This window comes from Periweissella ghanensis (assembly GCF_918814755.1).
Lineage (GTDB): Bacteria > Bacillota > Bacilli > Lactobacillales > Lactobacillaceae > Periweissella > Periweissella ghanensis.
The window spans coordinates 121,766-128,790 of sequence record NZ_CAKKNT010000003.1 but is presented as its reverse complement, the minus strand read 5'-3'; the positions used below and the strand labels follow the sequence as shown (position 1 = coordinate 128,790).

4 protein-coding genes and 1 pseudogene are annotated in these 7,025 nt (G+C 40.4%); all 5 read left to right on the top strand.

From position 1 onward, the window contains the following. Positions 1-194 precede the first annotated feature (194 nt). Positions 195-311 (top strand): annotated as a pseudogene (locus LQZ76_RS02320) (restriction endonuclease subunit S); the annotation flags it as partial. 173 nt (positions 312-484) lie between these two features. After that, complete coding sequence (locus LQZ76_RS02315; protein WP_230098153.1) at positions 485-997, top strand: restriction endonuclease subunit S; 513 nt, start codon at positions 485-487, stop codon at positions 995-997. A 31-nt stretch (positions 998-1,028) separates the two neighbouring features. After that, positions 1,029-2,645 carry a type I restriction-modification system subunit M gene (locus LQZ76_RS02310; RefSeq protein ID WP_230098152.1) on the top strand — a complete coding sequence of 539 codons (1,617 nt, stop codon included), beginning with the start codon at positions 1,029-1,031 and terminating at the stop codon, positions 2,643-2,645. Then, on the top strand, positions 2,638-3,837 hold the full coding sequence (locus tag LQZ76_RS02305; protein WP_230098151.1) for a restriction endonuclease subunit S: 1,200 nt from the start codon (positions 2,638-2,640) through the stop codon (positions 3,835-3,837). Before LQZ76_RS02310 ends, LQZ76_RS02305 begins: the two co-directional genes overlap by 8 nt. 12 nt (positions 3,838-3,849) lie before the next feature. Further along, positions 3,850-6,912, top strand: a complete 3,063-nt coding sequence (locus tag LQZ76_RS02300; protein WP_230098150.1) for a type I restriction endonuclease subunit R — start codon at positions 3,850-3,852, stop codon at positions 6,910-6,912. The last annotated feature ends 113 nt before the right edge of the window (positions 6,913-7,025 follow it).

Sequence of the window (7,025 nt, the reverse complement as noted above, 5' to 3'; positions counted from 1 at the left end):
ATTAAAATTAAATACTCTTAATTTTAATTGATTGAGGTGGCTCAATGTTATTGATTATTTTTGGTATACATTTATTGACTAAAAATGGCTCACTTTAGTTTAGCAGTCACAGCTCAGCCACCGGATATTTTACGGTGGCTTTTTTGTATTATTTCACGCTAATGTCGCCGTCGGAATTTAATCACATGTAATTAAAGAATTTTACGACGATTGATAATAAGCGTAAAAATCAACTTTCATATAACCACGGTAATTCGAAATTAGCTAAATATGGTGTTGCATACGTATTAGATACTTTTGAGGAAGCATTGTTTAATATTAGTGCGATTATTTAAAGCTTATTCGATATCGGATAAGCTTTTTTAATTTATTTGCAAGTAATTCGTGAAAATTACTTGCGATTAATAAAACGTTATGGCATACTAATATTTGTAATAACGAAGAGTAATTCAGTTGAATTACCATAAAAAGAAAGGAGATTCCGATGAAGTTAGGTGATATTATCGACATCAAAGTTGGTTTAAACTCATCACGGTTAACGACGGATGATGCTCGCCAACAAACTGGGTACACGTATGACGATTTACAAGTTGATCTAGGTAGTGGGATTAGTGATCAGGTGAACCTTGAGCTTGTAACGAGTCTTGTTGGTTCCCAAACATCTGCGATTATTAGTGCCACTAATCGAGCTAAAGTTCTTAATCAAAATTTTGCTCGGATTAATATGGATGCCACCATCATTGATCCATATTATCTCTGTTATTTACTAAATGAGTCCCATGACATCATGCGGCAAAAGGAAACTTTGAAGCAAGGGTCGACTTTACCGAAGATAACGCCACAAATTATCAAAGAACTCCAAGTAAGTTTACCGCCCATCGAACAGCAACAAAAGATTGGCCGGATTTATTACTTAGCTAATCAGCAATATCAACTGATGCAGCAAAATGCACACCAGCAACACCAGGCTATGATGCGCATCATTAATACCATTTAAAACTAATTACAATTAATAGGAGGGCCCACTAATGGCCGACGCACAAAACACATCAAGCACCTTGTACCAAACTCTCTGGAATTCTGCTGACATCCTTCGTTCTAAGATGGATGCCAACGAATACAAGAACTACTTACTTGGGTTAATCTTTTACAAGTACCTTTCAGATCAAGTATTGTACAAATCAGCTGACTTATTGGAAGAAGCTAGCGATGATTTGAAGGAAGCCCAAGCTACATATAACACTGCCTGGGAAGATGCCGAAACTCAAGCTGACTTAGTTGACGAACTTAAGAATGATTTGGCGTTCGTAATTGAACCACAATTAACTTTTAGCAGCTTAGTCGCTAACATCAATGACGGTACGTTCCAATTGGAAGACTTGAAGCAAGGTTTCACCAATGTTGAAAAGTCAGATGAAATTTTCAACGGCTTATTTGCGGACGTGGACTTGTATTCTAACAAGCTTGGTGCAACACCACAAAAGCAAAACGCAACGATTGCGGCCGTTATGAAGGAACTTTCAACGTTAGACTTCGGGGATCACGCTGGGGACGTCTTAGGGGATGCCTATGAATACTTGATCAGTCAATTTGCGTCTGAATCGGGTAAGAAGGCCGGTGAATTCTATACACCACAAGCCGTCTCAGAATTGATGACGCGGATTATGATTCAAGGTAAAGAAGACCAAAAAGGTTTGAGTTTATACGATCCAACTTGTGGTTCTGGTTCATTACTCTTGAACGCGAAGAAGTACTCACACGAACCTAATTCAATTAACTACTTCGGGCAAGAATTGAACACATCAACGTATAACTTAGCCCGGATGAACATGATGCTTCATGGAGTTGATGCTGCTAACCAACACTTGAGCAATGGGGACACCCTTGATGTGGACTGGCCAAGTGAAGAACCAACTAACTTTGATGGGGTTATGATGAACCCACCTTATTCAGCTAAGTGGGGTGCCGAAAAAGGGTTCCTTGAAGATCCACGTTTCTCAAGCTTTGGAGTGTTAGCACCAAAGTCAAAAGCTGACTTTGCTTTCTTATTACACGGTTACTACCACTTGAAGGATACTGGGGTGATGGCGATTGTCTTACCACACGGGGTCTTATTCCGTGGTAACGCTGAAGGTAAAATCCGTGAAAAGCTCCTTGAAATGGGGGCAATTGATACGGTAATCGGGTTACCAAGTAACTTGTTCTTTAGTACATCAATTCCCACAACGGTTATTATCTTGAAGAAGAACCGGACGAATAAGGATGTCTTATTCATCGATGCTTCCAATGACTTTGAAAAGCAAAAGACACAAAATATCTTGAATGAAGAAAACATTCAAAAGATTTTGACAGCATACAACCAACGTGAAGATGTGGAAAAGTATGCGCACGTTGCTTCATACGATGAAATCAAGGAAAATGACTTTAACTTGAACATTCCACGTTACGTTGACACGTTTGAAGAAGAACCTGAAATCGACTTGAAGGAATTAAACGCTGACATGGCAGCTAACTCAGCCGCATTAGCAGCTAATCAAGCTGAATTGGCGGGGATGCTAAAGGAACTCACAAGTGATGATGCGGAAGTTGTCAGTGAAATCGCGAAGTTTATTGAAATGCTTGAAGGTGGCGTAAAACATGACTAAATTAGTGCCACAAGTCCGGTTTAAGGGCTTTGATGAGGCGTGGGAGAGCAGGAAGTTAGGTGAGATAGTTAATAGGTTAAGTAAAACGAGTGATTCTGAATTACTTCCCAAAATTGAATTTGAAGATATTAAAGCAGGAGAGGGCACACTAAATAAGGATATAAGTCATAAATTTGATAGTCGAAAAGGTATATTATTTGAATCAGGAGATATATTATATGGTAAGCTACGACCATATTTAAAAAATTGGCTTTTAGCTAATTTTTCAGGGATAGCATTGGGTGATTTTTGGGTACTTAGAGCCGTCGAAGGTATACAATTTAAATTCCTATACGTGCTTATACAAGGTAATACTTATCAATCGGCTGCTAATGATACATCCGGAACAAAAATGCCTAGATCAGATTGGAAAAAAGTTTCTAGTACTTTTATAAAAATTCCATTAGTTCCTGAACAACAACAAATTGGTTCACTTTTCCAAAAACTTGACACTGCAATTGAATTGCAACAAAAGCAATTAGATGCGCAACAACAATTCAAAAAAGCCATGTTGCAAAAGATGTTCCCGAAGAAGGGTGCGAAGGTACCAGAGATTCGGTTTGCGGGATTTGAAGATGAGTGGGAAATAACTACCTTGGGTGATAATGGTGGTACATTTACGAGTCTCACGGGTAAAACTAAAGAAGATTTTGGCCACGGAGATGCATCCTATGTACCATACGTAAATGTATTTAATAATGCTATAACTTCAATAGATAAGTTAGAGGCTATTGAAATAGATAGTAAACAACAGCAAGTACAGCATGGAGATATCTTTTTTACAACTTCATCTGAAACACCTGAAGAAGTTGGTATGTCATCTGTATGGTTGGGGAATACCAAAAATGTATATCTGAATAGTTTTTGTTTCGGATATAGAGCTACACAAAAAATAGATTATGTATTCTTTGCATTTATGTTAAGGAATAATGTTTTTCGACAAGAAATGATGTTACTTGCTCAAGGAATTTCACGTTACAATATTTCAAAAGTTGAAGTGATGAAGCTGCCTATTTCGATCCCTTCCCTCCCCGAACAACAACGCATTGGATCATTCTTCAAATCCCTTGATGATCAAATTAGTGAACTTGAAGCCAAGCTTGCCCAAACCAAGCAATTCAAGCAAGCACTACTACAAAAAATGTTTATTTAATTAGGAGTCCGCATGAACGTAACCAAAGAAGCAGTACTAGAAGATAAGTTAATTGAGCAACTCATTCATGGTGACTCACAATGGACGTTACGTGAGGACATTAAAGATGAAGCAACACTATGGGCGAATTTCTTCGCTAAGCTAAGTCAAAATAACACTGACAAGTTAAATGATGAACCGTTAACGGACCAAGAAAAAAAGCAGATTCAAAATAAGCTCAACTTCACCAATTTCTTTGAAGCCGCTAAGTGGTTAGCTGGTGAAAATGGGATTGCCAAGATTGATGTCCAACGTGATAATGCTGATCTTGGCACCGCTCGTTTACATGTTTTAAATCGCCAAGATGTGGCCGGGGGGATGTCTTCTTATGAAGTTGTCCACCAAGTCAAAGTGCCTCGGCAAGTGGGAATTGAACAAGATCGTCGCTTTGACGTGACGTTATTAATCAATGGACTACCATTAATTCAAATTGAATTAAAAAGTAAGGCGGAACCATTTAGCAAGGCCTTTAATCAGATTAAGAAGTACTTGATTGAAGATAAGTTCACGGGCATTTTCTCCGCTGTGCAGATGTTTGTTGTGACGAATGGAGCCGACACGAAGTATATCGCCAGTGCTCAAGGTGACAAGCTAAATGAGAAGTTCTTATCAGGCTGGAGTGACGTTAATAACACGCCGGTAACGGACTATTTGGATTTCGCCCAGCAAGTCTTATCAATTCCACAAGCCCACAAGATGGTTACCCAATACACAGTCTTGGATAGTAACAGTAAGAGCCTAATCATGTTACGACCATACCAGATTCACGCGATTGAAGCGGTTAAAGCTGCTTCCCGGCGGCAAGAATCTGGTTATGTCTGGCATACGACGGGATCAGGTAAGACGTTGACGGCTTATAAAGTGGCCCGCAACTTACTCCAGATTCCATCATTAGACAAGACGATTTTTATCGTTGACCGGGTGGACTTGGACCAACAAACGACGAGTTCATTTACCGCCTATGCTGAAAATGATGGCATTGATATTGATAAAATCGATAACGTTAATGACTTGGTTAAGAAGTTAACTAGCGATAATCGCACAGTAGTTGTGGCAACAATTCAAAAGCTAATTCACTTGATGAAACGGTGTGATGAACATCCGGAAGACAAGAAGTTAGCCAAGATTCGGGCACTAAAGGTTGCCTTTGTTGTCGATGAATGTCACCGGGCCGTTTCAGCTGCTAAGCAACAGGAAGTTACCAAGTTATTTGGACAATCCCTCTGGTATGGTTTTACTGGGACACCCATTTTTGCCGAAAATGCCAAAGCAGCTGTTGGGGATTTAGCCCGGACAACTGAACAACAATATGGCACGCGGTTGCATGAATACACGATTAAGGAAGCAATTCACGATAATGCGGTGCTTGGGTTCCAAGTCGAATACAAGAGTACCTTTACCGAAGAAGACCTCGATGAAGCATTGGTGCGCTATGATTCGTCAATTAGCGTTGATGATCAATCATTGGCTGATAAAGAAGCCCAACTGCCTAAGGATGTGTTCTTGCATGAAGACCACATGTGGAAAGTCGTTGAATCAATCGTTAATAAGTCTAAGCGTAAGTTGCAACTCGGGCGAGGAACTGGGAATACGTATGAAGCAATCCTGACGACCAGCTCAATTGCCCAAGCGCAAAAGTATTACGATATGTTCCAAGCGGTCCGGAATGGCAAAGCACCATTTACGATTAAGCAAGAAATTCGCGAAGTCGCGCCTGATTTCCCGAAAGTTGCAGTCACGTATTCGGTTTCTGAAAATGAAGAGACATCAATTGATAATCAAGCGAAGATGAAAGCGTCAATGCAAGATTACAATGAAATGTTCAATATGAGCTTTAGTATGGACGAGTTACGCGGTTATAACAATGATGTTAATTCTCGCTTGGCCCGTAAGAAGAGTCAGTACGTTAACCGTGACAAACAGTTAGATATTGTGATTGTTGTGGACCGTTTGCTGACCGGATTTGATGCCCCAGCGATTTCAACGTTGTTTATCGATCGGGCGCCGATGAAGCCGCATGCGTTGATTCAGGCCTTTTCACGGACGAACCGGTTGTTTGATAAGGATAAGGCATTTGGTCAGATTGTGACGTTCCAGACGCCTGGACAATTTGAAGCGGCCGTGCAAGAAGCGTTGATTTTGTATTCCAATGGTGGTGAAGCTGAAGTATTGGCACCAACGTTTGATGAGAGTGAAGCGGCCTTGAAAGCCGCCTTAGCGGACTTACACGCAATTGCTTCGAGTCCTGAACATGTTAATGCGCTGGATGATACGCAAAAGAAGCAATTTGCGAAGGCCTTCCAAGCACTCGATAAGGCGATTACCGACATTCAAGTCTATACCGAATTTGCTGATAAGGACTTATTGGCTGATTACAAAGTCGATATGCACGAGGTGGAAGACTTTAAGGGTAAGTATGAAAATGTCCTGGTCGAATTAAAGAGCAAGGTCGAAGAAGAAGATGGCGTACCAGTCTTTGATATTGAGTATGAATTGTCATCATTTAGAACGGATAAGATTGATTACAACTATATCGTCAGCTTGATGCAACAACTTGTGCCAAGTGATGATGCTGAGCCAGAATTAATTGCCGTTGGTGAAGATGGTAATGTCGCTGATCAAAAGCTGGTTGAGATGATTACTAAGAACATCAATGACTATGCTAGTGGTAACAAGGTCCGGGCTGAAATTATGCAAGGCTTGCTGCAAGAATTGCTCGAGGACCGGGAAAAATTCCGTGGTAAGAGCATCTTGACGCTGCTTAACGACATCGTTGAAGCGCGCTATGACGAAGCCGTGCATAGCTTTTCTGATACAATGAAGGTCGATGAAAGCCAAGTGGCTTATGCCGTTAATAACTATCAACCCAATGTCGAACGTAACATGGGTGTCAATGAACTTGTTGATAACGGTGACCTGGATGCGTACAAAGCAGCCAGTGGCGAAACGATTAACAAGTTGAAGTACAAACGTGCCATCCGCAATGGGGTTAAGGATTTAGCCGAAAACGTGATTGGACCGTTGATGGAAGAATAGAATATGTGAGATGAGGTCTGCCTGCGGGTGGGCCTTTTTTGTAGGGAGTGGGTAAAATTTGATTAGGATGTATTAGAATAGGTAAATATAAAGTTTGTTTATATTTAAGTTAT